Origin of the sequence: Salinibacter sp. (assembly GCF_036626415.1) — a bacterium.
In the GTDB taxonomy this organism is placed as follows: domain Bacteria; phylum Bacteroidota; class Rhodothermia; order Rhodothermales; family Salinibacteraceae; genus Salinibacter.
Genome location: NZ_JAZKRW010000036.1, coordinates 1 through 23,966, shown reverse-complemented (window position 1 = coordinate 23,966; position 23,966 = coordinate 1). Strand labels below are relative to the sequence as shown.

The following is a 23,966-nucleotide window of genomic DNA, read 5'->3' as shown; positions in this document are numbered from 1 at the left end:
GAACTAAGCATCCGTGAGGGCCTCGATGCCGGGGAGGGGGGCGCCCTCGAGGAAGGTGAGCAGGGCGCCTCCGCCAGTGGACACGTGCCGAATGCGGTCGGCGCACCCGGACTGGGTGAGGGCCGAGACCGAATCGCCGCCCCCCACCACCGAAAAGGCGCCGTCGTCCGTGGTGTCGGCCACCGCCTCCGCGATGGCGGTCGTGCCCTCTGCGAACTGATCCACCTCGAACACGCCCATCGGGCCGTTCCAGACCACCGTGGCGGCGTCGAGGATGCGGTCGCGGTACGCTCCAATGGTGGCGGGGCCGATGTCGAGTCCCATGAGGTCCTCAGGGATGTCCCCCTCTACGATGGAGGATTTAGCGTCGGCCTCCGGGGCCTCGGCCACGACGTGATCCGTGGGAAGCGAAATAGTCTCCTCGGCTTGTTTGTACAACTCTTCGGCTGTTTCCAGTCGGTCGGCCTCCACGCGGGACGCCCCTACGTCGTGCCCGAGCACCTGAAGGAACGTGTAGCTCATGGCTCCGCCGATAAGCAGGTCGTCCGCCGTCTGAGACAGGGCCCGGATCGTCCCGAGTTTGTCGGAGACCTTGGAGCCGCCGAGGATGGCGACGAGGGGGTGCTCCGGATCATCGCGGACGCGCGAAAGGGCCTCGATCTCCGCCTCCATCAGGCGCCCCAGGACGGCCACGTCCATGAACTCGGCCACCCCAGCGGTGGAGGCGTGCGCCCGGTGGGCCGCGCCGAAGGCATCGTTGACATACATGTCGGCCAGGTCTGCCAGTGCCTTCGAGAAGGTCTCGTCGTTGGCCTTCTCGCCGGAGTCGAAGCGGGTGTTCTCCAGCAGAATTACACTGCCGTCACTCATGCCGTTGATCACTTCCTCGACGGTCTCCCCCACCGTGTTGCTAGAAAAGCGCACCCGCTCTTCGATGAGGGTGCCGAGGTGGTCGGCCACGCAGGCGAGGCTCAGATCCGGATCGGGCTGTCCGCCGGGGCGGCCCAGGTGACTCACGAGGATGGCCTTGCCGCCGTGGTCGAGGACGTGCCGGAGGGTGGGAAGGGCCGCACGGATGCGGGTGTCGTCCCCCACACAGGGGCGACCGTCCTCGGAGGTCCCAAGCGGAACGTTAAAGTCGACACGGATAAGAACCCGCTGGCCGCGGACGTCGACATCGTCGAGGGTTAGCTTGTCCATGGAATGGAACGGTTGGGCAAGAGGGCGAGCGATCCGGCACGTCGGCCCGCGAGCCTGATAATCTAATCAGCCCGCGAGCGGCGTGAGCGGGCAACTACGCGTCCATCAGCCGCTCCACGAGGTCGACCGTTCGGCTGGCGTAGCCCCACTCGTTGTCGTACCAGCCGACCACCTTGACCTGCGAGCCGGCCACGTTCGACCACGGGGCATCGTAGATGCAAGAGTGCGGGTCGTGGACGATGTCGCGGGAGACAATTGGGTCGTCGCTGTAAGCAAGGATGCCCTCCAGTTCGCCATTGGCGGCCTCCTGGAAGGCCTGGTCCACGTCCTCAATGGTCACGTCCTGCTCTACGACCGCCGTGAGGTCGGTCACCGAGCCGTCCGGGGTGGGCACGCGCATCGCCATGCCGTCGAGCTGTCCGTCGAGATGGGGCAGCACCTTTCCGACGGCCTTCGCGCCGCCCGTGGTGGTGGGAATGATCGACTCGGCCGCGGCCCGTGCGCGGCGCAGGTCGCCGTGGGGGCCGTCCACGATGTTCTGAGAGTTGGTGTAGGCGTGGACGGTGGTCATGAGGCCGCTCTCTACACCGAAGGCATCGTCGAGCACCTTGACGAGCGGAGCCAGGCAGTTCGTGGTGCAGCTCGCATTGGACACCACCTTCTCGTCGCCGGTGAGGATGTCGTCGTTCACACCGAGCACCACCATGGCGTCGACGTCACTCTTTGCCGGGGCACTGATGACGACCTTGTCCGCGCCGGCCTCGAGGTGCTGGGCGGCCTTGTCGTAGGTACGGAAGACGCCGGTGGATTCGATCACCACGTCGGTGTCGTGGTCGCCCCACGGAAGGTTTGTCGGGTCTTTTTCGCTAAAGACGGGAAACGTCTCTCCCTTGACCACAAGAGCGCCGTCCTCCAAGCGCACGTCGCCGGGGAATTGCCCATGGACCGAGTCGTACTTGAGCAGGGTGGCCAAGGTCTCGGCGTCCGTCAGGTCGTTGATCCCTACGACCTCTACCGCGTCCTCTTCACGCTCAAGGAGGGCACGAAAGCACAATCGACCGATGCGGCCAAATCCGTTAATTCCAAGTTTGATGGACATAAGCAGTCAGCAATCATCTCAGTTCGACAATCAGGCGAGGGCACGCCATGACGGTGACGCGCGGCCATACAGGGTACAAAACGTTTGCAACAGACCCCGACTCAGGGGGGGAGGGTTCTGCATGAATCACGTTTCAAGGTATAAAAGAGCCGGAAGTCTCCTTGGTAAAGATCACATGCAAAACCGGACCCATCCTGGGTCGGGCTGCCCGTGCCGGAAACGAACGAACGCCGGCACGTTAAACGAACTTCACTGCTCAACGCGGGTCGAGACCGTGCAAGGTCTTCCGCCTTGAGTCCCTGATGTCGCGCTTGTTTGATCCTGAATCCCCCTTCGCTGGACATGGCTGCCCTCAAGACGCCCGAAAAGACGTCCCGTCGCAAAGAGCTGCGGCAAAACATTTTTGTCGACCTCTATGCGCGGACTTTGTTGTTCTACGACGAGTACAAGCAACTCGCGCAGGGACTCGGGGTGGCGCTCCTCGTGCTGATCCTGGCGATTCCGGGGTACATCTACTACCACCAACAGCAACAAGCGGCGGCCAACCAGCAGCTCGGACAAATTCTTCCGGTGTACGAACAGGGCAACTATCAGCAGGCCCTTGACGGGCGGGGGGATCGGGCAGGACTGCTTTCGATTGCGGAGGAGTACAGCAACACCAGTGCGGGCAACCTCGCCACCTTCTACGCCGCCAATGCCCTGTATCAGCTTGGGGAGTACGACCGGGCCCTCACGCACCTCCAGCAGTTTGAAAAGGGCCAGGACTTCATTGGTGCCAGTGCCTACGCGGCGCAAGCGGCGATCCAGGAAAATCAGGGCGCCTTTGAACGGGCGGCTGGGCTCTACGAACAGGCCGCCTCGCAGTACCAGAATGAACGGACCGCGCCCCAGTATTTGCTCAATGCGGGGCAGGCCTACGAAGAGGCCAACCAGTACGGATCGGCTGTTGAGGTGTACCGACAGATACAGGAGGAGTACCCGGATTCTGACCAGGCCAGTAGCGCGGAGCAGTACCTGGCGCGGGCCAAGGTACGTCAGGAACCGGCGTCTTCGTCGTAAACGGCGCTCCCCCAATCGGAATGAAGAGCGACGGGCTGGTGTCCAGGCACGAGGCCTCTCTGTTGCGTCGGGCCGCCCCCCGCCGCCCCCCGCGTTCTGTGGACGAGCTTTTTTTGCGGCATGCCCACGATTCTGGTCGTTGACGACGAAGCGAGCATCCGGCGGACGCTCCGCGAAATTCTGGAGTACGAGGACTTCGACGTTGAGGAGGCGGTCGACGGGGAAGAAGCCCTGACGGCCCTCCGTGAGAATGCCTACGACCTGGTGATCCTCGACGTCAAGATGCCGAAGAGGGACGGCATGGAGGTCCTGGAAACGATTGCGGAAGAGGGCTACGAGGTCCCGGTCCTGATGATCAGCGGCCACGGCACCATCGAGACCGCGGTGGAGTCGACCAAGCTCGGGGCGTTCGACTTCATCGAGAAGCCCCCGGACCTCAACCGCCTGCTGGTGACCGTCCGAAACGCCCTCGACCACGGGCAGCTGGAGGTCGAAAACCGGCGCATGCGACAGACCATCACCGAGCAGAGCACGGGGGACCTGCCCCCAATCATCGGTGAGAGCGACGCGATTCAGGAAATCAAAGAGACGATTGGACGAGTGGCGCCCACGGAGGCCCGGGTGCTGATCTCTGGTGAGAACGGCACCGGCAAAGAGCTCGTCGCCAAGTGGATTCACCAGAAGTCGGCCCGGGCCGAGGAGCCGATGGTGGAGGTGAACTGCGCGGCCATCCCGAGTGAGCTCATCGAGAGCGAACTGTTCGGGCACGAGAAGGGGGCGTTTACTGGGGCCACGGACCAGCGCATTGGCAAGTTCGAGCAGGCCCACGAGGGGACGCTGTTTCTCGACGAGATTGGAGACATGAGCCTCTCGGCCCAAGCAAAAGTGCTGCGCGTACTGGAGGAGGATGAAATAGAGCGCGTGGGGGGTGAGCACACCATTCCGGTCGATGTGCGGGTGGTGGCGGCGACCAACAAAGACTTGATGGAAGAGATCGAAGCGGGAGAGTTCCGCGAGGACCTATACCACCGCATCGGTGTCATCCTCATGGACGTACCCCCCCTCCGAGAGCGCCGGGGGGACATTCCGCTGCTGACTCGCCACATTGCCGAGCGGGTGGCGCAGCGCAATGGCCTGCCCCCGAAGGATTTTGCAGACGAGGCGATCCAGCGGCTTCAGCGATACGACTGGCGGGGAAACGTGCGGGAACTGCACAACGTCATTGAGCGGCTCCTCATTCTTGCTGAGGGCGACACAATTGACGAGGACGACGTCGACCAGTTTTTGCAGTCGGGGGCCACGGGCGACGGGGCGGCACAAGAGCTCATTGAGGCCTACGACGACTTCAGCGACGCTCGCGACCAGTTCGAGAAGCACTTTATTCAGCACAAGCTGCACGAGCACGACTGGAACGTGAGCCAGACGGCCGAAACGATCGGCATTCAGCGCTCTCACCTCTACAACAAGCTCAACAAGTACGGGCTCGAGCGGGGAGACTAGTGGCAGGTCCCATCGCCTCGCCCCCCTCACACTGCGGGCGCCGCGGCGAAAAGAGGCCCGGTCGTGTTTTCCATCTGTTTGTCGTCGTATGTCCCCTTCCGCCGTGGACACACCGCTGCTTCAGGTCGACGCGCTCCTCAAGCAATACGATACGGGGGGCGGGGAGTCCCTCACAGTGCTCCGAGACCTCGACCTGACCGTGCAGGAGGGCGAAATCCTTGCGATCGTGGGAGAGAGTGGAACTGGGAAATCCACCCTGCTTCATTTGCTGGGGGCGCTGGATCGGCCGACCGGCGGAACCGTCCGGTTTTTCGGGGAGGACCTCTTCGCCAAGAGCGACGAGGAACTGGCCGCGTTTCGAAACCGGTCGATTGGGTTTGTCTTTCAGTTTCACCATCTGCTGCCGGAATTTACGGCGCTCGAAAACGTGGCCATGCCGGCCCTCATTCAGCATCGCACCCTGGCAGAGGCCGCCCCGCGGGCCCGCGAACTGCTCGACCTACTGGGCCTGGCCGACCGGGCCGATCAGCGGCCCCGCACCCTCTCGGGTGGAGAGAAGCAACGGGTGGCCATTGCGCGGGCGCTCATGAATGAGCCGGCGCTGGTCCTCATGGATGAGCCGACCGGCAACCTCGACGCCCGCACGGCCGAGCCCCTGCACCGCGAGATTGAGCGGCTCAGCCGAGAGATGGCCCATACCTTCGTGCTGGCCTCGCACGACCCGTCCCTCGCGGAGGTGGCCGGCCGCGTGCTCCGCCTTGAACACGGCGGGCTGCACCCGCTGGCCTCGGCCGACGAGATGGCGCCGGGGGCGGAGCCTCCGGGCCCGGAGAATGCCGATGCCTAACCCCGGGATGAAACGAAAATGATCCTTTAGCGGCGAGCGTCGAACTCCGAATCCGGGGGCGCGTTGGGCCGCACTGTAGAGCATGCACCGGAGACAGCGCACGTCCCCGCCCGCAGCTTCACCCGCGGTTGGGGCGGTTCCTGTAGGTTTAGGACCGTTCCGAAAAGACTGCGTGGGACGCCCCCGTTTCCGAAACAAAGCCGGGTCGGCTGTCCATTTCCAGATGTCATTTTTGCGACATTAGGCGTTGTATTTCCATGGATTCGATTGATTCTCTCCCACTGTTCCCGCTGAGCCTTGTCCTGTATCCGGGCGAGCAACTCTCCCTCCACATCTTCGAGGAGCGATACAAGGCCCTGACAGCGTACTGCCTGGAGCATGAGGTCCCGTTCGGCATCGTTCGGACCGACGGGGAGTCCCGGGCGGACGTGGGGACGACGGCCCGCATCGAGCAGGTCGTAAAGCAGTACGACGACGGGCGCTCCGACATTGTGGTGCACGGAGAGGAGCGGTTTCAGATTGAGGCCGTCCATGACAATCAGGCGAGCTACCACACCGCCGACGTCACGCTGGTTGAGGACGAAGAGGCGTCTGTCGACCTCGACCTGAAAGAACGCGCCATTACACAGCACATGAAGCTGCTTGAGCTGGCCGGCCGGACCGTTCGCCCCGATCTATACGAGGATGTAGACCGCCTGTCGTTCGTCCTCGCCCAGAATGGGGCCCTGGAGGGAGATCAGAAGCAGGAGGTGCTTGAGCGTAGAAGCGAGAGCGAGCGCATCCGCTATCTCATCCGCCACTTTGAGGCCATCATCCCTCAGATCGAAGAGCAGGAAGGAGTCCGGCGCCGGATTCGCTCCAACGGACACTTCAAAGACTTTCCGCCTGAGCAGGTCTGAAGGCCGTAGACATTGGGGCTGGCGTTTGGGAGGTTGAAAGCCTGCCTCTCTTTTCCCAAACGCGCCAGTTCTTTGATGCCTGCAATTGGTCCGTACACCCTCCATGCCATCGAGACGGGCCGGTTCGGGCTCGACGGCGGGGCCATGTTTGGAATCGTGCCGAAGCCGCTCTGGTCGGAGCGCATTGAGCCGGACGCGCAAAATCGGATCCCGCTGGCCATGCGCTGTCTGCTGCTCGTGGGAGACGGCCGCGTGATTCTTGTCGATACCGGCATTGGGGACACGTTTGCGGGCACAAAGTACCAGGACCTCTTTGCGGTCGACCACAGTGAGGCGTCCCTGATGGACTCGCTTGCGGCCCGTGGGGTGGGCCCCGGGGACGTGACGGACGTGATCCTGACGCACCTCCACTTCGACCATGCAGGGGGAAGCACGCGTCGAACCGACGACGAACCCGTGGTTGCCTTTCCCCACGCCACCTACCACGTCCAGCGACGGCACTGGGACTGGGCCCGCGACCCGAACCCGAAGGAGGCACAGTCCTTTCAGGCCGCTTCGTTTGCCCCCATCGAGGCGGCAGGGCAGTTGCGGCTCGTGGAGGGGGAGACCACGCTTCTGCCTCACGTGGAGGTGTCCCTCGTGCACGGCCACACCGAGGCCCAACAGATCGTAACGGTCCGAGATAGCAACACGACCCTCGTGTACGTGGCAGACCTTCTGCCCACCACGCACCATCTCCCCCCCGCCTGGACGATGGCCTACGACGTCCGCCCGCTGCAGACTATGGATGAGAAAAAAGAGTTTTTGGAGCAGGCAGCGGATGCGGAATGGAAATTGTTCTTCGAGCACGACCCTGAGGTTGCGACTGCCGATGTGGAGCGCACCGACCGCGGCATTCAGGTCGTCAACGAACGGTCCCTCGATGCCTTGTAAAGCATTGTAAAGACGGACCCCACCTCACGTTACTTTTCTCCATTCCGCCAGCTTCGATCCGGTACAATGAGTGATTTCGAAGAGCCCGAAACGACGGACGAGCTCCACGAGGCACTGTCCACGGTCTATCACGACCTCAACAATCCCCTTTCGATCATCTCGGGGAATGCGCAGTTTCTCCTCGAACTGAGTCGGGAAGAGGAGCTCGACGAGCAGTTTGCCTCGTCGGCCCAAGACATCCAGGAGGCCAGTCGGCGTATGGCCGAATCCCTGCAGCGGCTGACGCGTCTTAAAGATGCTCTCGAAGACCGAGAGCAGGGATAGGAAGGTCAGGGCCGGAACCCTGCGAGGAAGATGTGTCTTGCAAGACCCCATGGTGCGGGGGGCTGTGCATTCCCGAAAAGAGATCGCTTCCGGGGAAGACGTCCTGTCCTCTGCCCGAGACACGAGAGCCTTGTGGAAGATTGCGGCCCACTCCGTTCAGCCTCGAAGAACGCACGTCAAGGCGGAACTGACGAACCGTCCCGTTTTGGGATTGGAGAAGAGATCTCCACTGCCAGAGCATAGAATGGTGGGTCGGGATGTCGATCCGAAATGGTTGGCCATGCTCAGGCTTTTTTTCTTTGGAATGTGTGCAGAACGATCTTTACATTGGTGATTACCAACGTCTTCCCCGACAGTACGGGGGTTCCGGTTGGCTTTCTCCACAGACTCCCCACGTCCCCTTGACGCAAGAGCGCTACAGACGACGCCGTACGAACTGAGTCGGACGGGCCCTCCTCGTGTCGTGCTACCCGCCCCTGGGGACCGGCACGGGTGGACACAATTGGAACGTGTTCCCCCATTCCTGTCAACACATGGATTGGTCGTGTACGAAGAAGTCGAACGGCGTCCGGCGTTGACGTTTGTTCTGTCTGTGACCCATTCTTCTTTCCTTATGCCTACCCTGGTTTTTTCTCGCCCATTCCGATGCTTTACTGCTGTCTGCGGACTGCTCCTGCTGGGAGGAGCAATGATGTCGGCCCACGGCCAAGTGGCCCAGTCCTCGGCCCTCTTCCTGCGCATTGAGCCCGATAGCCGCGCCGCGGGCATGGGGAATGCAGGGGTGGCCATCGCGGACAACGCGAACGCGATGTTTTGGAATCCCTCCGGCCTTGCCTTCCAGCAGGAAACGCAGGTCGGGCTCACCCACGCCAACTGGCTGCCGGAGTTTAATGCCAACCTGTTCTACGAGTACCTTGTTGGATCGTACCACGTCGATGGCGTAGGCACATTTGGGGGAAACGTCCAGTACCTCAACCTCGGCGAGACCGAAATCCGCGACCCGTCAGGGAACCGGCTCGGTGTGACGAACTCCTATCAGCTCGCCGTTTCCACGTCCTACGGCGTGAAGGTGTCCGAGCGGCTGGGGGTGGGGACATCCCTACGATACATCTATTCGAAGCTCACTTCGGGCATACGAGAAGGAACTGGGGAGGGAAATGCAGCCACCCTTGCCACCGACATTTCGGCCCTCTACCGGTCGGCGCCCTTCACGCTGGGGGGCGCGGACGCGACGTTCTCTGCGGGTCTCAACATTGCGAATCTTGGCGGAACCCTGGAATTTAATGAGAACAGTCCAGATAAGGACCCAATCCCTGCGAACTTCCGGGTTGGGCCAGCCCTTACCCTTGACTTCGACGAGTTCAACTCGCTGACCATTGCCACGGACTTCAATAAGTCGTTGGTTAGTGTAGAGCGAGATAGCGTCATGCGGAATGGGGAAAAAGAGCTGCGAGTTGTTGGCAGTAATGGTTTTGAGGCCCTCTTCGACTCCTGGGGGTCGGCCCGCGGGCAGGTCGGCCCAGATGGGGAGGCCAGCAGCCTCTCTCTCGCTCAGCAGTTTACCGTCGGGACGGGCGTGGAGTACTGGTACGACGACCTGTTTGCGCTCCGGACCGGGTATTACTACGAGCACCCGGACAACGGGGACCGTCAGTTTGTGACCTTCGGGGCGGGGCTTCGGTACAACATCGTGGGGGTGGACGTCTCCTACCTGTACACGTCGGACAACAACAGCCCGCTGGCCAACACCCTCCGGTTCTCCCTCCTGTTTAATTTCCAGTAGGGCGTGGCCGAAAGGCGTGGGCCGTTCTCCCTTGGGACTAGAGGAGGGGCGAGCATGTCGGCGATTGCGATGGGGCCTCTTCCTCGGACCCACGGCCTGAAGGGGTTGGATCACTGCCGGCCGTGTGCTACGTTGTTTCTGCAGAGGAGAGGTCGTCGCGTGCCGTCGGTCTCGCCGTACGTTTCATCCTTTAGGTACGAAGGCGTCCCCGCATGACTTCGATTCCCGAGGGGTCCGAAGACGCTGGGCTTCGCCGCCGCATTCTGGATACGGCACGCCACCTGCTCGTTCAGGACGGATATCAGGCCCTGTCGATGCGCAGGATTGCCGATGCCATCGGCTACAGCGCCACCAGCATCTATCTCCACTTCGACAGCAAGGATGCTCTGCTCCACGCCCTCATCCACGAGGGCATGATGGAACTGCGAGATCGCCTCCGAGACACGGCGGTGGAGCACTCCGAGGCCCCGGTCGAGCGACTTCGGGCGCTCTGCGAATGCTTTGTCGAGTTTGGGCTCGAGAATCCGGAGTACTACGAGATCATGTTTCAGCTTCGGCCCGAGCGAATGGAGCGCTACCCGGCCGAGAAGTACCGAGCGGCCCGCAAAAACCTTGACTTCTTCGCTCAGGCCCTTGAGCGGGGCGTGGAGCGGGGCATCTTTGAGGTGGACGACAGCCGAGTGTCCGCGAGCACCGTATGGGCCTCCTTGCACGGAACCGTGTCCTTGCTGCTGGCCGATCGCGTGGATGTACGCATCGATCCGGAGACCTTCATCGATACCGCCATTCGCCAGGCCCTCCGTGGCTTTCGCGCCTCTGCTCCCTCTGTGCCCTGACGCCCGCCCGGAAGCCCTTTTGAAATGGCGGCCTGGCTTTCTTTCACCAACTCCCATCGCGGCCCATGTCTGGTTCCGTTCACACGGCCCCTCCGGATGCCGGCCCTTGCGTGCGAGGGTGCACCATTCCGGACCTGCTCTACGAGGCCGCGGACGCGTACCAGAATCCGCGGGCCCTGAATCAACCGACGGAGGAAGGGTGGGTCCCGATGTCGCTCGACCGCTTCCGACAACGGGCGGAGGAGACGGCCCTGGGGCTGCGGGCCCTGGGTTTGGACCGGGGGGCGAGGGTGGCGCTGCTTCTGGAGAGCGACGTGCACTACTGTGTCGTGGACATGGGGTGTCTCATCGGGGGGTTCATCGACGTGCCCCTTTACCTGTCGAGCGCGCCGGAACAGATGCGGTATGTCGTGGACCACGCCGAGGCGGAAGTCCTCGTGGTCACCAACCCGAAGCGTCTTGAACAAGCTGCGGACCTGCTCCCTGACCTGCCCCGCGTTGAGACGGTTATTCTCTGTGATCCTGAGGGCCGGGCCGACGGGCCGGATCTGCCGGATCGGGTGACGCTGAAGACACTTGAGGCCGTCCAACAGCTGGGCCGAGCCGACGTTGAGGACCGGTCTGCAGCCATTGACGGCCTCCGAGCGCAGATCGACCCCGACGACCTGGCAACCATCATCTACACGAGTGGCACCACGGGGCGGCCCAAGGGAGTCATGCTCTCCCACGAGAACATCTCGTCGAACGCCATCACTTCGATCGCGGAGATCGGCGATTTTGAAACGGGGCCGGAGGGGGAGGTGATCATTTCGTTTCTGCCCCTCACGCATGTGTTTGCCCGCATGCTTCAGTACGCGTATCTGCGGCGTGGGGTGAGCATCTACTTCGTCCACCCCGACGACCTCGTCGATGCCCTTCCCAAAGTGCGCCCCACGGTCTTTGCGTCGGTGCCTCGCGTTCTCGAAAAGGTGTATGCCGGCATCAGAAAGAAGGTGATGGGCATGCAGGGGATTCAGAAGCGCATCGGAGAGTGGGGGCTTGAGATCGCCCAGAAGTACGACATGACGCAGCCCAACCCTCCCTTTTACGCCCTCAAGCACGCAGCCGCGGATCGGCTTGTCTTTCAGAAGTGGCGGGCCGCCCTCGGGGGGCGAGTCAAGTACGTCGTGGTGGGCGGGGCGGCCCTGCAGCCCGACCTCGCCAACATTCTTGCGGCCGCGGGGGTGACCACCCTCCAGGGGTATGGCCTGACGGAGACGAGTCCGGTGATCTCCTACACGCGGCCTCAGCGCAACAAGCCGGGCACGGTGGGCGAACCGCTTCCCGGTGTTGAGGTCAAGATTGCGGAAGACGGAGAGATTCTGACCCGTGGTCCGCACGTGATGCAGGGCTACTACAAGGCCCCCGACGAGACGGACGCGGTGCTGGAGGAGGGATGGTTTCGAACCGGAGACATCGGCGAGTTCGATGAGGAGGGATATCTCAAAATTACCGACCGGAAGAAGGCCCTCTTCAAGCTCTCGACCGGCAAATACGTGATGCCCCAGCCCATTGAAAATCAGATGGGAAGCGATCCGCTGGTGGACAACGCCGTCGTTGTGGGCAATGATCGCAAGTTCTGCGCGGCGCTCCTGTTTCCGGCGGAAGACCAGGTCCGGGCCCAGGCAAACGAGTGGGGGCTGAATGCCCCCCAAGACTTTGAAGATCTCCTCGCTGATCCAGACATTGTAGATGCTTACCGCACGGTCGTGCAGGAGGCAAACGAAGGGATGGAGCCCTGGTCGACCGTGAAACGGTTTGCGCTCATTCCCGACGAACTCACCGTCGAGTCGGACCTACTGACGCCAACCTTGAAGATCCGGCGGCCCGAAGTGCGCACGGCCTACACCGACGAGATCGAAGCCCTGTACCACGACGAGCCGATGGGCTCGCAGACGGAATCGAGGGCGGTCTTCGTAGAGGTGTAACGTGCACGGGGCCTCCGCGACCGCTCGCACAGGGCACGGTGGGCTCGGAAGCGGTTCCGTCTTCCCTTTCTTTGTGGTTGACGCCCTAGCGACCGGACACTTTTGAATGGCAGGTCGCTGCTCGCCGGTGAAGCTCTCCAATAATACCGGTCATTCTGAGCGGAGCGAAGCGGAGTCGAAGGGGCCCAAAGGGTCATCCCCTGGGAATCTCCCCGAATAAAGCGGAAACAGTCCCGGGAAGCACGGATGCCCTTCTCTATTTTTCGCTATTTCGAAGAGATTCTTCGGTCGCAGGCTCCCTCAGAAGGACTCTGATTTCGGCGTTGGAAGAGAAATCGGAGCTTCACCGGCTCACGATAAAAACTGTCCGCTAAGTTAACGCCGTTAATTTAGACAGCTCTTTTTCATTCACGTCTCCTGTGACCATGGAAGCCACGGCCCTCGACACACGCGCCCTCGACCTGGAGGCCCCGGCCACGCACCCCCCGTTTCGCACCGCCGCCGTGCTGGGGGCGGGCACGATGGGGGCACAAATTGCCGCCCACCTTGCCAACGCCGGGCTGGAGGTGTACCTGCTCGACATCGCGCCGGACGATCGGGACGACCCCGACGCCGTGGTGCGCGAGGGCTTCGAGCAGGCCCGCAAGGCGAGCCCCGATCCGTTCTTCACCGACGACGTGGCCGACCGCATCTCCCTCGGCAACTTCGAGGACGACTTCGAGCGAGTCGGCGAGGTTGACTGGGTCGTGGAGGCCGTCGTTGAACGGATGGACGTCAAGCGCGACGTGCACGCCCGCATTGAGAAGCATGCGGCGGACGATGCCGTCATCTCCACGAACACGAGCGGGCTTCCCATCCACGAAATGACGGAGGGGCGGTCCGACGACTTCAAGCGCCGCGTCCTGGGGACCCACTTCTACAACCCGCCCCGTTACCTGAAGCTCCTGGAGCTGGTGCCCACCGACGCCACCGACCCGGACGTGACCGAGCGGGTGGCGCAGTTCGGGCGGCTTCGGCTGGGGAAGGGCATCGTGGTGGCCAACGACGTGCCCTACTTCATCGGCAACCGCATCGGTGTCTTCGCCCAGCTGCAGGCGATCCGCCACTTTACCGACGGCGACTACACCATCGAGGAGATCGACACGCTCACGGGCAAGATCTCGGGCCGGCCGAAGTCTGCCACCTTCCGGACGGCCGACCTCGTGGGGCTTGACGTTCTCCTGGACGTGGCGACCAATCTGCGCGAGCTGGTGGACGACGAGGCCCAACGTGCCGCCTTCGCCGTCCCCGATGTGATGCAGCGGCTCGTGGACGAGGGGCGTCTGGGAGAGAAAACGAAGGCCGGATTTTACAAGAAAGAGGACGGCGAAATCAAGTCGATCGACCCCGACACCTTCGAGTATTCCAGTGCGGTGGACGAAGAGCTGGGCGATCTGGACGCGATCTGGGGTGCGGGCGGGCTGTCGGGGCGCCTCACTGCGCTCTACGCCGACGATGGGCGGGCGGGGCAGTTCTTCCGCGAGACGACGCTAGAGCTACTGGCCTACAGTGCGAATCGCCTGGGGGAGGTGTCCGACAACCCGGCCGACGTGGACCGGGCCATCCGCTGGGGGTTCGGCTGGGAGGTGGGCCCCTTTGAGATGTGGGACGCGCTCGGGATGGAGACGGTCCTCAACGGCATGGCCGAGCACGGCCTCGACGTGCCGGACTGGGTAGAGGCAATGCACGACCGGAACGACACCTTCTACGACACCCGCGACGGGGAGCGAGCGGTCTTCATGCCCCGCGTCGACCGGCACGAGCCCGACCCGCGTCCGGGCGACGAGTTGCGCCTTGCTCCCCTCAAACAGGACGCTACAAACGAACTCTGGAGCAACGACGACGCGGCGCTCTTGGACGTCGGCGACGGCGTGGCACTCTTCGAGTTTCGGTCGAAGGCGAACACGCTGGGGCGGGACGTCATGATGGGCCTCCGCGAGTGCATTGGACGGGTGGAGCAGGATGCGGCCCTACGGGGGATGATTGTAGGGAATGAGGGGAAGAACTTCTCGGTCGGGGCCAACCTGGGCGAGATGGCGATGGCCGCCTCTCAGGGCGCCTTTGACGTGATCGACCAGTACATCGACGAGTTTCAGCGGACGATCCAGCAGGTGCGCTACGCCTCCAAGCCGGTCGTGGTGGCGCCGCACCAGCGTGTCCTCGGCGGCGGCTGCGAGATGGCGATGGCCTGCCCGCATCCCGTCGCCTCCGCCGAGACGTACATCGGCCTCGTGGAGCTGGGGGTCGGTCTCATCCCGGCGGGCACGGGCACGATGCGCCTCGCGGCGAAGGCCGCACGGGAGGCGCCGAACGAGAATCACAACGCGATTCAGGATCACCTGCGCCCCTACTTCGAGACGGTCGCGATGGCCGAGGTGGCCGAGAGCGCCGCACAGGGCATCGACATGGGCTTCCTGCCCCCGAACACGCGCATTGTGATGCATGAGGACCGGCGCCTTTACGCCGCGAAGCAGGAGGTGCTGCGCCTCAGCGAGCAGGGGTACGCCCCGCCGCCCGTGATGAATAAGATCAAGGTGCTGGGGGAAAAGACGCTTTCCACCTTCAAGGTTGCGCTCATGCAGTACCGCGAGGGCAACTACATCAGCGAGTACGACGAGCACCTGGCCACGAAGCTCGGCACGGTCATGTGCGGCGGAACGCTCAGCAGCCCGCAAGAGGTGCACGAGGACTACCTGATCGAGCTGGAGCGGGAGGTCTTTCTCAGCCTGCTGGGCGAGGAAAAGACGCAGGAACGCATTCAGCACATGCTGGAGCACAACGAGCCCCTGCGGAACTGAGCGGGCCACGCGATCCGCGAAGAGCATCCGACTGTCCACTTCCAATCGATCGTATCCTGCTATGCAAGTACAGAATGAGGCGTACATCGTCAGCAGCGTGCGCACGCCCGTCGGCAAGGCCGAAAAGGGGACGCTCGCCAACTATCGCCCGGAAGACCTCGGCGCCGAGGCCGTGAAGGGGGCCCTGAGCCGCGTGGAGGGGCTTGCGCCCGAGCAGATCGACGACGTGCTCATGGGCTGTGCCTTTCCGGAGGGGCCCCAGGGCATGAACGTGGGGCGCCTCATCGCGCAGAAGGCCGGCCTGCCGGATCACGTGCCCGGCGCCACGGTCAATCGCTTTTGCTCCTCGGGCCTGCAGACGATCGCCCAAGCCTCCCAGCGCATCGCCACCGGCACGGCCGACGTGATTGTCGCCGGCGGGGCTGAGTCGATGAGCCAGGTGCCGATGAGCGGCTACTTCTTTCAGCCCGATCCGGGACTGACGGAGGACAAGATCGGGACCTACGTGTCGATGGGGATCACCGCTGAGAATGTGGCCGAGGAATACGACGTGAGCCGGGAGGATCAGGACCGCTTCGCCCTGCGCTCCCACGAACGGGCCGTCGACGCCATTGGCAGTGGCCGCTTCGACGACGAGCTTGTCCCGCTGACGGTGGAGGAGACGCACTACGAGTCCGTGAATGGCCACGTGGGAGAGCAGGTGGAGGCCAAAACTGAACTGACAGTGGACGAAGGGCCACGCCGCGACACGAACCTGGAGGTGCTCTCGCAACTGCCCGCGGCGTTCAAGCAGGGGGGCAGTGTGACGCCTGGCAACTCGTCGCAGCGCTCCGACGGCGGCGCCGCGACGGTTGTGATGAGCGGCGACCGGGTGGAGGACCTCGGTGTGGACCCGCTCGGGGCGCTCCGCGGCTTCGCCGTGGCGGGCGTCGACCCGGAGCTGATGGGAATTGGGCCAGCGGAGGCAATCCCGAAAGTGATGGAGCAGACCGGTCTGGGCGTCGACGACATCGGGCTCGTGGAGCTCAACGAGGCGTTTGCAGCCCAGTCGCTTGCCGTGATCCGCGAGGTGGGCCTCGACGAGGAGATCGTGAACGTCAACGGGGGCGCCATCGCCCTGGGGCACCCGCTCGGGTGCACGGGGGCGAAGCTCACCGCCACGCTGCTCCACGAGATGATCCGCCGCGAGGTGCGCTACGGCCTCTGCACGATGTGTGTGGGGGGCGGGATGGGCGCCGCGGGTGTGCTCGAGAACCTGCGACTCTGAGCGTTTGGCCCGCATCTCTGGAGGGCTGGACGTGTGGACGCAAAGACGCTCCCGCCCCCATCTAGACCTCCGCACGTCCATCCCCCCGCACGTGTAGAGAACTTGCAAAGGATAACACCGTTAAGTACCGTAAGCTTACAAGTTAACAGCGTTAACCTCTTCCACATGGAGGACTAATCACGCCGACTGGAGGTCCATCGGCCTTCGCACTCTCGTTCCAAATCCTGTAGGGTTCACCATGAATCTTCCACTGTTTGACGTTTTTGCCAGCATGCCGACAGTCGGCGTCGTGGCCGGTGTGCTCCTCGCGTTCTTCGTGCTTGGCTACACCGGGGCGCCGCTCTGGACGTGGGCCCTCGCCGGCGCGGTGGGCCTCTACGGCGGAGGGGCACCGCTCTGGGTCTGGATTCCGTACGGCGTGCTCGTCGCCGTCTTCAACATCGGCCCGATCCGCCGCCAAGTGTCCGCTGGAATAATGCGACTGATGGAAGCGCTTCAGTTCTTGCCGACCATCTCCGAGACGGAGCAGACGGCCATCGATGCCGGGACGGTGTGGATGGAGGGCGAGCTCTTTTCTGGCAAGCCGGACTTCGACAAGACGCTCGACCAACTTTACCCGGAGCTGACGGACGAGGAGCAGGCGTTTCTGGACGGGCCCTGCGAGGACGTCTGCGCGATGGTGGACGATTGGCAGGTGCACCAGCGCGGCGACCTCTCATCTGAGACGTGGGACTACTTGAAAGAGAACGGCTTCTTCGGCCTCATCATTCCGGAGGCGTACGGCGGAAAAGGATTCTCCGTCGCCGCCCGCAGTGCAGTGGTGCAGAAGCTGGGTGGCCATTCCGTGCCCCTCGCGATCACCGTGATGGTGCCCAACTCGCTGGGACCGGGCGAGCTCCTCCTCCACTACGGCACCGATGCGCAACAAGAACACTACCTCCCGCGGTTGGCGAGCGGCGAGATGCTGCCGTCGTTTGCCCTCACCGAGCCGAACGCGGGCTCCGACGCCGGCGCGATGGAGTCGACCGGCACGGTCTTCGAGGACGACGATGGCGAACTGAAGCTGCGGCTCAACTGGGGGAAGCGGTACATCTCACTGGCGGCCATCTCGGGTGTGCTCGGCCTGGCCTTTAAGCTGCACGACCCCGAGAATCATCTGGGCAAAGGAGAAGATCTGGGCATCACCTGCGCGCTCGTCCCCACGGATACGCCGGGGGTGAAGCTGGGCCGGCGCCACGACCCGCTTGGGGTGGCCTTCTACAACTGCCCGACGGAGGGGGAAGACGTGGTGCTCCCGATCGACGCCATCATCGGCGGGAAGGAGGGGGCCGGAGAGGGATGGGCGATGCTCATGGATGCGCTCTCGGCCGGGCGCGGCATCATGCTGCCGGCGCAGGCGGTGGGGGGCGGCAAGCATGTGACGCGCGTGGCCGGGGGACACGCCGCCATCCGTGAGCAGTTCGGCCTTTCGATTGGCAAGTTTGAGGGCATCGAGGAGCCGCTCGCTCGCATTGCCGGGTACACCTACATCATGGACGCGGCCCGCAACTACACAAACGGCGCAGTGGATCGCGGGGAGAAGCCGGGTGTGGTCTCGGCCATTATGAAGTACAACACCACCGAGATGCAGCGGGACCTCGTGAACGACGGGATGGACGTGTTGGCGGGCAATGGCATCTCGCGCGGCCCCAACAACCTGTTGGGGCTTGCCTACCAGGCGCTCCCGATCAGCATTACCGTGGAGGGGGCCAACATCCTCACGCGGACGATGATGATCTTCGGACAGGGGGCGATCCGGTGCCATCCGTACGCCCTGAAAGAAATCGAGGCCTTGATGGACGGAGACACGAAGACGTTTGACGACGCGTTCTGGAGCCACATCGGGCATGTGGTTCGGAACGGCGTTCGGGCGTTCGGGCTGAGTCTCACCCGCGGCCGGTTGGCGAGCAGTCCGGTGAGCGGCCCTGCCGCCCCGTATTACCGCAAGATGGCGTGGGCGTCGGCCAGCTTTGCCTTCTTTGCCGACCTGGCAATGGGCAGCCTTGGGGGCATGCTGAAGCGGAAGGAGAAGATCACCGGCCGCTTCGCCGACATCCTGTCCTGGATGTACCTCGGCACCGCTGTCCTTACACGGTTTGAAAAGGAAGGTCGTCCGGCAGAGCAGGAGCCGTTCCTGCACTGGAGCCTCCAGTACACCTTCGCGCAGATACAGGAGGCGTTTGAGGGACTCTTCGAGAACCTGCAGGTGCCGGGCCTGACGTGGCTGCTGCGTGGTGTGATCGCGCCGTGGTCGCGTCTCAACACGATTGGGGAGAGGCCCGGCGATGCCCTCGGCGGCACCCTCGCGCAGGCCATTCAGGAGAAGGACGGTGCCCGCGAGTGGTTGACCGAGGACCTGTACGTGCCGCAGGACACCGACCAGCCGCTGGGCGAGCTGGAGCATGCGTTCCGGCTCAGCCGCGAGGCCTACCATGTGGGGCAGAAGATGAAGGATGCGATTCGCGACGGCACGCTGCCCAAGAAGCGGCTGCACCAACTCCTGGACGCGGCGGTGGAGCAGAACGTCATCACAGAAGACGAGCGCGACCTGGTCCACCGGGCCGACGAAGCCCGGGAGCAGTACATCCAGGTCGACGAGTTTGGCCTTGACGAGTATCGGCAGAGCGGGTTGCTCCCCGGACAGTCCACCGACCGTGGGGCGCTCGATTCCTCGATCGTGGAGGCCCTGGAGCGCGATGTGATCGACGAGGAGGTCACCCCCGAGGACCTGGACGACGAAGCCTCAGTTCCACGCGGCGACGGGGCTCCCGATCGGGTCGGTGGTGGCGAGGCGGACGCCGACGAGCCCGAACCGCACGGAGCGGCGTAGAATTCTGGGTCCAGGACCCGCCGCCGGGGCTGAGAACTCCATTGCCCCGGCGGACGGAGCCTCCCTGGATCTTTGACGACGGCGGTCCGGTTCGCGAAACGTCCATTTTTAAATTGAGTCTCCCCCTCCCGCTGCCATGTCTGCCACCGCAACGCGCTCCTACACCGCGGAGGATTCCTTGGGCGAGACGCGGGGGTCGAGGATGAGCGGTATGAGTTCCAGAACGGCGCTTTGATTCCCCAGGCCGGCGGCGAGCCCGAGCACCACCAGATCAAAGACAACGCCTCTCGTGGGCTGGGACACCGGCTGGTGACCCGTGACTGCTACGCGATGACATTCGATCAGCGGGTGCGGGTGTCGTTCGGCTGCGTGTGCCCAGATGTCGTCGTTGCCTGCGAGGCGACCCACGAAGAGTGAGACGTGGCGAGTGAAGCGTGAGGGGCGCGGATCAGCACTCGATCGTTGCGTTCAAGCCATCCTCCTGCTTGCGTTATCCACCCTGTACCCCTATTTCATCCATGGCTACTGATTTTGCTCCCGACCTCCTCGCCGACCACCACATCGTTGTTACCGGCGGAGGCACCGGTCTGGGTCGCGCAATGGCCCTGCGCTTTGCCGCCCTCGGTGCGGCGGTGACGATCAACGGACGCCGCCCGGAGCCGCTCGCCGAGACGGTTTCTGACATTGAAGAGGCGGGCGGCATGGCCGAAGGCATCCAGTGCAACGTTCGTGACCATGAGGCCGTGCAGGCCTTTCTCGAAGAGGCGGAGGACCGTCGAGGGCCCGTCACGCGGCTTGTCAACAACGCCGCGGCCAACTTTTTGGCACCGACCGAGGACATCTCCCCGAACGGGTTCGATGCCATCGTGAAGACGAACCTGTACGGGTCCTTCTACTGCACACAGGCCTGCGGGCAGCGGTGGCTGGAGCGCGGCACAGAGGGGGCTGTGCTTTCCATCGCCACCACCTACGCCGAGACCGGGAGCGCCTACGTGGTGCCCAGCGCCATGTCGAAGGCCGGCATCGTGGCCATGACACGCTCGCTGGCGGCGGAGTGGGGACGCGAGGGCATTCGCCTGAATGCCATTGCGCCCGGGCCCTTCCCGACGGAGGGCGCGTGGGACCGCCTCGTGCCCGACGACGAGCTGGAGCAGAAAATGCGGGAGCGCATCCCGGTGCGTCGTTTCGGCGAGCCTGAGGAGCTGGCCACCCTGGCCAGTTTTCTGCTCAGTGACCTGTCATCCTTCATGAACGGAGAGGTCGTCACGTTCGACGGGGGGGAGGCCCTGGCCGCCGGCGGACAGTTCAACACCTTCACCCACATGCCTCGCGAGCAGGTGCAGGCGCTCATGAAGCGCATGCGTCCGGAGTGAACGACGCGAGGGGCTGAACCGGAATGGTTTTTGGGCGATTGACGATACAGTGCATGGTTTCTATGCATAACGTTGTTCGCCCCTTCACATTCACGCGTTCAGTGCAAGTCTCATGGATCCCCTCAGCCTCAACCTATTCACCAGTGCCGTCGAGGATGTCGAGCAGACGCAGTACAAAGTGCTCGCGGGACTTCAGAACGCCCATTCTGCGTTCGGCGAGCAGCGTGTTTACCCCCACCTGGGCCGTCTCGTGAAGCTGCACGGCGCGCTCGTGACTGTCTTGGACCGCACCGAAGATTTCCGCACGCCCGACACCGGTCGCATCGCGGGCATCAATTGGGAGGACAAAACCCTCACCTACGAGTGGCCGGACCTCGACGGGGGCGAGATGGCCGAGGTGGAGGACCTGATCCGGTGGGCGCTGCCCCACATCCGAGAGGTCATTGACGAAGGGGCGGCCGTCTACGAGGAGGTGGAGGACAACTTGGAGCTTGAGACGGTGGGCATCATGCCGTCCTACGTGCAGGAAGGCTATCTCATGGTGCCCCACCGGGACGACGAAGAGCTCCACGTCCTGCGCTATACACTGTCGCTTATCGAGGGGGACGGAGAGACCCACCGCGCCCTGAAAACGGTCCACTGCAAGACCGTCCCGGAAGAAGAAGTGGACGCGAATCCGTCGACCGTTAAGCTCCAGCTCATCGAAGAACGCCGCGACCTGCCCAACCCGGCCACGTACTTTTCAAAAACCGACCTTGACGTGCCGTACCAGGAAACGCTCCTGCCGGTCGTGAAGCGCCGGCTGGTGCGGCAACTGGCCGCCGAGACGGGAGCGGCCGATGCGCGGCGTCAGTGAGGCTGCGCGGCCTGCTCGTCCGGGCCGAGCAGGCGATCGGCCGCCTCCACACCGGACGTGAGCGCGTCGCCCACCGACACGCCGCCTCGGTAATTCCCGGCGAGAGCAAGGCGGGGATGTGCTGCTTCGAGGGCGTCGAGGGTGTCCTTGACCGTGCCGTACCCGAGCTCGTACTGCGGAATGGCGTGGGGCCAGTGTACGTGACGCCGAAAGACGGGCGAAGCACGCACGCCGAACAGGGCATCCAGATCGCGCTCCACGAGGGCCTGCAGGGCTGCTGTGTCGGTTGTTGCTTGGCCGGGGGCCCGCCCACCGCCGACGAAGGTGGTGAGAAGCACGTGTCCGTCCGGGGCACGGCCCGGAAAAAGGGTCGACGAGAAGATGGTCCCGAGGATGTCAAGTGCGTCCTCCACGGGGGGCACGAGCAGGCCGAAGCCGTCGAGCGGATGGTCGATTGCGGCCCGTTCGTAGCCGAGGGCGAGCACGCTCAGGGGCGGGTGCGAGACGTTCCCAAGGGGAGAGAGGTCGACGGAGGTGTCGATCTTCATCTCAGAGAGTCGATGAAGCGGGGCGGTGCAGACGAGCGCGTCGTAGGTGCGTGTGGAGGCGGGGGCATCCGCGGGGGACATCGTAACTTTCCAGGCAGACCCATCGTGCCTGAGGGCATGGACAGGGGCATTCAGGGTGATGCGGTCGCCGAGCGCATCCGCCAGGGCGTCGGGGAGGGTCTGCAGGCCGTCCCGGAAAGAGAAGAGGCCCGAGGGGGTGTCCGGGGCGCTATCGCCGTCTGTGAGGGCATTCTGAATTGCGCCGAGGAGGAGGGACCCGGATTCGTCTTCGAGTGCTGCGAGGCGCTCGAGGGCATGCTGAACAGAGAGATCGTCGGGGGTTCCTGCAAACACGCCGCCCACGAAGGGAGCCACGGCGTACTTGAGCACCTCCGGACCCAGGCGTCGCTTCGTGAACTGGGCCACGCTTTCCTCCTCGCCCGCCGCCCGCCCGATGAAGGGTTCTGCCAAGAGGCGGAGCTTTGCGCGGACAGAGAACAAGTCGGTCGTGAGGAAAGAGCCGACCGAGCGGGGCAGGGGCGTGGGCCGGCCGTCGCGCACCACGTATCGCGTGTCGGCCTCGTCGTTTGCCCACACCCGTTCGTCGTGAAGGTGGAGGGCGTCGATCAGCGCCTCCAGGGCGGGGGCACCGGCCCGAATCGAATTGGGCCCGTCTTCGACCAGAAAGCCCCCCGACGAGTCCGACTGGATAACGCCGCCCGTCTTCCCGGAGGCTTCCAGAACCTGAACTGAGAGGCCCTGCTCATGCAGTCGATACGCGGCCGCCAAGCCACTAATGCCGGCCCCGATAATTCCAACGTCGGGCATTGAGAACACCGCTGCTGCTCCATAATCAACTCAAGAAACCATTACGAGGAGCGGTTCTCGCCGTTCGGAACGGCGGGTGAAACCGGTCGGATTGTACTCGGATTTCTGACTTCGGCGTCGGCGTCTACGGGGCATCGCCCCACCGACTGCTATGGGGCCACCCTCTGGATTCGGCGGCCTGGCTCGGCGCCCGCTTCCGGGGAGGGGCGGGATCACAGCTCCGAGCGTCTCCTGGCACCAAAAGAATCGAAAACGTGGACCCGGCCCTGCATGCGACCGAGGAAACCCCGATACTGGAAATGCGGTAATACCGTGTTGAGAAGCCACAATTTTGCTCACGAACCCCACGAGGTTGGTTATGGCGACGGAAAAAATGAATGAGGACTGGCGTCGAATTCGGGATCAAATAAAAGACATCTGGGACGAGGCCGATTTCGACAACAAACAGATGAAGCGGGCCCGGGGAAACTTCGAGAAGATCGTGGGGCTGATCCACGACAAGACGGAAGAACCCGTCGACGAAATACGCCGCAAGATGAGCGCTATTCTGTAATACGCCCCGTTGTCAGCCGTTTTGGCCCAGTCAGGTCTTTCGATCCACCACGCGTACACTCTGTCCCTTGAGGGCTCGTCCTCCGACCGTGGAGGACGGGCTCTTTCGTGTTTGGGACGAGAGAGCCGTTCCGGTCAGTCGGTTGTGCTTTTCCAGATCCGCTCGATCTCCCCATCGGACCACTCGGCCGGGGTTGCATCTGTCTCACGTCGCGCGTCGCGCATCGCCTCGAGCAGCTCTAGTGGGTCCGTCGGTGGAGCAGCAGGCGGTGTTCGCCGGGGGGCAACATTGGGGCGTGTCGTTGAGAAGGCCGGCCATTCGTGTTCTTCACCAAGGGGCAAGGTCTGAAGGTGGGAGGGCGCTCGGTGCTGCCCTGTACGAAAAGAGC

The 23,966-nt window shown here is 63.6% G+C and carries 18 protein-coding genes and 1 pseudogene; 16 read left to right on the top strand and 3 right to left on the bottom strand.

The annotated features are described in order from the left end of the window. Nucleotides 1-3 precede the first annotated feature (3 nt). Both V5A20_RS05950 and gap read right to left on the bottom strand, forming a co-directional pair. Nucleotides 4-1,200 carry a phosphoglycerate kinase gene (locus V5A20_RS05950; protein ID WP_332326903.1) on the bottom strand — a complete coding sequence of 399 codons (1,197 nt, stop codon included), beginning with the start codon at nucleotides 1,198-1,200 and terminating at the stop codon, nucleotides 4-6. A 94-nt stretch (nucleotides 1,201-1,294) separates the two neighbouring features. Continuing rightward, the gene (gene gap, locus V5A20_RS05945) at nucleotides 1,295-2,299 is read right to left on the bottom strand and encodes a type I glyceraldehyde-3-phosphate dehydrogenase (protein WP_332314696.1); all 1,005 of its coding nucleotides are present in this window, start codon (nucleotides 2,297-2,299) and stop codon (nucleotides 1,295-1,297) included. A 342-nt stretch (nucleotides 2,300-2,641) separates the two neighbouring features. Between gap and V5A20_RS05940 the strand changes: the two genes are divergently transcribed. The 15 genes and pseudogenes from V5A20_RS05940 to V5A20_RS05870 all read left to right on the top strand — a co-directional run bounded on the left by V5A20_RS05940 (nucleotide 2,642) and on the right by V5A20_RS05870 (nucleotide 21,649). After that, a complete protein-coding gene (locus tag V5A20_RS05940; protein WP_332314695.1) occupies nucleotides 2,642-3,358 on the top strand; it encodes a tetratricopeptide repeat protein in 717 nt (238 codons plus the stop codon). A gap of 120 nt (nucleotides 3,359-3,478) precedes the next feature. Next, nucleotides 3,479-4,858 carry a sigma-54-dependent transcriptional regulator gene (locus V5A20_RS05935; protein WP_332314694.1) on the top strand — a complete coding sequence of 460 codons (1,380 nt, stop codon included), beginning with the start codon at nucleotides 3,479-3,481 and terminating at the stop codon, nucleotides 4,856-4,858. 88 nt (nucleotides 4,859-4,946) lie between these two features. Then, nucleotides 4,947-5,705, top strand: a complete 759-nt coding sequence (locus V5A20_RS05930; protein WP_332314693.1) for an ABC transporter ATP-binding protein — start codon at nucleotides 4,947-4,949, stop codon at nucleotides 5,703-5,705. A 257-nt stretch (nucleotides 5,706-5,962) separates the two neighbouring features. Further along, nucleotides 5,963-6,604: an LON peptidase substrate-binding domain-containing protein gene (locus tag V5A20_RS05925; protein WP_332314692.1), complete on the top strand. Its 642-nt coding sequence runs from the start codon at nucleotides 5,963-5,965 to the stop codon at nucleotides 6,602-6,604. Nucleotides 6,605-6,679: 75 nt separating this feature from the next. Then, on the top strand, nucleotides 6,680-7,537 hold the full coding sequence (locus V5A20_RS05920) for an MBL fold metallo-hydrolase (protein WP_332314691.1): 858 nt from the start codon (nucleotides 6,680-6,682) through the stop codon (nucleotides 7,535-7,537). A gap of 66 nt (nucleotides 7,538-7,603) precedes the next feature. Further along, a complete protein-coding gene (locus tag V5A20_RS05915; RefSeq protein WP_332314690.1) occupies nucleotides 7,604-7,861 on the top strand; it encodes a histidine kinase dimerization/phospho-acceptor domain-containing protein in 258 nt (85 codons plus the stop codon). Nucleotides 7,862-8,474: 613 nt separating this feature from the next. Continuing rightward, entirely contained in the window at nucleotides 8,475-9,644 is a 1,170-nt protein-coding gene (gene porV / locus V5A20_RS05910; protein WP_332314689.1) for a type IX secretion system outer membrane channel protein PorV, read from the top strand. A gap of 212 nt (nucleotides 9,645-9,856) precedes the next feature. Beyond that, nucleotides 9,857-10,480: a TetR/AcrR family transcriptional regulator gene (locus V5A20_RS05905; RefSeq protein ID WP_332314688.1), complete on the top strand. Its 624-nt coding sequence runs from the start codon at nucleotides 9,857-9,859 to the stop codon at nucleotides 10,478-10,480. Nucleotides 10,481-10,545: 65 nt separating this feature from the next. Further along, on the top strand, nucleotides 10,546-12,447 hold the full coding sequence (locus tag V5A20_RS05900) for an AMP-dependent synthetase/ligase (protein ID WP_332326902.1): 1,902 nt from the start codon (nucleotides 10,546-10,548) through the stop codon (nucleotides 12,445-12,447). Between the two features lie 425 nt (nucleotides 12,448-12,872). Next, nucleotides 12,873-15,284: a 3-hydroxyacyl-CoA dehydrogenase/enoyl-CoA hydratase family protein gene (locus V5A20_RS05895; protein WP_332314686.1), complete on the top strand. Its 2,412-nt coding sequence runs from the start codon at nucleotides 12,873-12,875 to the stop codon at nucleotides 15,282-15,284. Between the two features lie 61 nt (nucleotides 15,285-15,345). Then, complete coding sequence (locus V5A20_RS05890) at nucleotides 15,346-16,551, top strand: thiolase family protein (protein ID WP_332314685.1); 1,206 nt, start codon at nucleotides 15,346-15,348, stop codon at nucleotides 16,549-16,551. A gap of 238 nt (nucleotides 16,552-16,789) precedes the next feature. Continuing rightward, nucleotides 16,790-19,420: an acyl-CoA dehydrogenase gene (locus tag V5A20_RS05885; RefSeq protein WP_332314684.1), complete on the top strand. Its 2,631-nt coding sequence runs from the start codon at nucleotides 16,790-16,792 to the stop codon at nucleotides 19,418-19,420. Nucleotides 19,421-19,630: 210 nt separating this feature from the next. Beyond that, a pseudogene (locus tag V5A20_RS05880) lies at nucleotides 19,631-19,837 on the top strand (Uma2 family endonuclease); the annotation flags it as partial. Nucleotides 19,838-19,938: 101 nt separating this feature from the next. Next, nucleotides 19,939-20,793, top strand: coding sequence for an SDR family oxidoreductase (locus V5A20_RS05875; protein WP_332314683.1), 855 nt, complete (start codon nucleotides 19,939-19,941; stop codon nucleotides 20,791-20,793). 112 nt (nucleotides 20,794-20,905) lie between these two features. Next, nucleotides 20,906-21,649 (top strand): hypothetical protein, encoded by a 744-nt coding sequence (locus tag V5A20_RS05870; RefSeq protein ID WP_332314682.1) that lies wholly within the window; start codon nucleotides 20,906-20,908, stop codon nucleotides 21,647-21,649. On the opposite strand, the gene hemG is transcribed toward V5A20_RS05870, so the two are convergent. Then, complete coding sequence (hemG, locus tag V5A20_RS05865; protein WP_332314681.1) at nucleotides 21,643-23,025, bottom strand: protoporphyrinogen oxidase; 1,383 nt, start codon at nucleotides 23,023-23,025, stop codon at nucleotides 21,643-21,645. The genes V5A20_RS05870 and hemG overlap by 7 nt on opposite strands. A gap of 358 nt (nucleotides 23,026-23,383) precedes the next feature. On the opposite strand from hemG, the gene V5A20_RS05860 reads away from it, so the two are divergent. Beyond that, nucleotides 23,384-23,578: a general stress protein CsbD gene (locus V5A20_RS05860; protein ID WP_332314680.1), complete on the top strand. Its 195-nt coding sequence runs from the start codon at nucleotides 23,384-23,386 to the stop codon at nucleotides 23,576-23,578. The last annotated feature ends 388 nt before the right edge of the window (nucleotides 23,579-23,966 follow it).

Bases quoted from the DNA above. Each gene is read 5' to 3' on its own strand.
- V5A20_RS05950 (WP_332326903.1), bottom strand. From the start codon at position 1,200: ATGGACAAGCTAACCCTCGACGATGTCGACGTCCGCGGCCAGCGGGTT.
- V5A20_RS05860 (WP_332314680.1), top strand. From the start codon at position 23,384: ATGGCGACGGAAAAAATGAATGAGGACTGGCGTCGAATTCGGGATCAA.
- V5A20_RS05930 (WP_332314693.1), top strand. From the start codon at position 4,947: ATGTCCCCTTCCGCCGTGGACACACCGCTGCTTCAGGTCGACGCGCTC.
- V5A20_RS05890 (WP_332314685.1), top strand. From the start codon at position 15,346: ATGCAAGTACAGAATGAGGCGTACATCGTCAGCAGCGTGCGCACGCCC.
- V5A20_RS05875 (WP_332314683.1), top strand. From the start codon at position 19,939: ATGGCTACTGATTTTGCTCCCGACCTCCTCGCCGACCACCACATCGTT.
- V5A20_RS05940 (WP_332314695.1), top strand. From the start codon at position 2,642: ATGGCTGCCCTCAAGACGCCCGAAAAGACGTCCCGTCGCAAAGAGCTG.
- V5A20_RS05925 (WP_332314692.1), top strand. From the start codon at position 5,963: ATGGATTCGATTGATTCTCTCCCACTGTTCCCGCTGAGCCTTGTCCTG.
- V5A20_RS05895 (WP_332314686.1), top strand. From the start codon at position 12,873: ATGGAAGCCACGGCCCTCGACACACGCGCCCTCGACCTGGAGGCCCCG.
- hemG (WP_332314681.1), bottom strand. From the start codon at position 23,025: ATGCCCGACGTTGGAATTATCGGGGCCGGCATTAGTGGCTTGGCGGCC.
- V5A20_RS05920 (WP_332314691.1), top strand. From the start codon at position 6,680: ATGCCTGCAATTGGTCCGTACACCCTCCATGCCATCGAGACGGGCCGG.
- V5A20_RS05935 (WP_332314694.1), top strand. From the start codon at position 3,479: ATGCCCACGATTCTGGTCGTTGACGACGAAGCGAGCATCCGGCGGACG.
- V5A20_RS05915 (WP_332314690.1), top strand. From the start codon at position 7,604: ATGAGTGATTTCGAAGAGCCCGAAACGACGGACGAGCTCCACGAGGCA.
- porV (WP_332314689.1), top strand. From the start codon at position 8,475: ATGCCTACCCTGGTTTTTTCTCGCCCATTCCGATGCTTTACTGCTGTC.
- V5A20_RS05870 (WP_332314682.1), top strand. From the start codon at position 20,906: ATGGATCCCCTCAGCCTCAACCTATTCACCAGTGCCGTCGAGGATGTC.
- gap (WP_332314696.1), bottom strand. From the start codon at position 2,299: ATGTCCATCAAACTTGGAATTAACGGATTTGGCCGCATCGGTCGATTG.
- V5A20_RS05905 (WP_332314688.1), top strand. From the start codon at position 9,857: ATGACTTCGATTCCCGAGGGGTCCGAAGACGCTGGGCTTCGCCGCCGC.
- V5A20_RS05885 (WP_332314684.1), top strand. From the start codon at position 16,790: ATGAATCTTCCACTGTTTGACGTTTTTGCCAGCATGCCGACAGTCGGC.
- V5A20_RS05900 (WP_332326902.1), top strand. From the start codon at position 10,546: ATGTCTGGTTCCGTTCACACGGCCCCTCCGGATGCCGGCCCTTGCGTG.